The organism is Paraburkholderia humisilvae, assembly GCF_902859855.1.
Lineage (GTDB): Bacteria > Pseudomonadota > Gammaproteobacteria > Burkholderiales > Burkholderiaceae > Paraburkholderia > Paraburkholderia humisilvae.
Map to the genome: position 1 here is coordinate 1 of NZ_CADIKH010000484.1, position 561 is coordinate 561.

The 561-nt window shown below is 58.3% G+C and carries 1 pseudogene; it reads right to left on the minus strand.

Going from position 1 to position 561, the window contains the following annotated elements:
- Nucleotides 1-75: 75 nt before the first annotated feature.
- A pseudogene (locus tag HV796_RS43170) lies at nt 76-561 on the minus strand (IS6 family transposase); the annotation flags it as partial.

Genomic DNA, 561 nt, shown 5'->3' on the forward strand with positions numbered 1-561 from the left:
TGCCTCTTGTGCCGTCGGCCCGTGACGGTCCCCTTTTCTTCTATCGGCCGCCAATGCTCACGGGTGGGAGGCGTTCATTTCATTGAGTTCGATGCCTGAAAGGATGATGCGGGCACACCGGAAATCCTTGAAGCCCATCATTGGTTTGATGATGCGTTTGATGGCACGGCGATCCTGCTCCACGATGTTATTCAGATACTTGTTCTGGCGGACCTTGATCGGTGTCGAGCGCCGGGCGTTGAGCGCTTCGAGCGCGGCCAGATTGACACCGCTCCTATCCACGGTAATCGTGTCGGGCTCACCGTTCTGGTCAATCGCCTTCTCAAGGTAGCGGCGCGCAGCGGCCTTGTCGCGATGGGCGCGCAACCGGAAATCAACCGCGTTGCCCTGCCTGTCGACAGCACGGTACAGGTACTTCCACTGGCCTTTGACCTTGACGTAGGTTTCGTTCATCCTCCAGCTCTTGCCAACCGGTCGCTTGTGCCGTCGAAACGCCTTTTCGAACAACGGCACGAGCTTGATGACCCAGCGGTGCACGCTCGAATGATCCACCTCAATGCC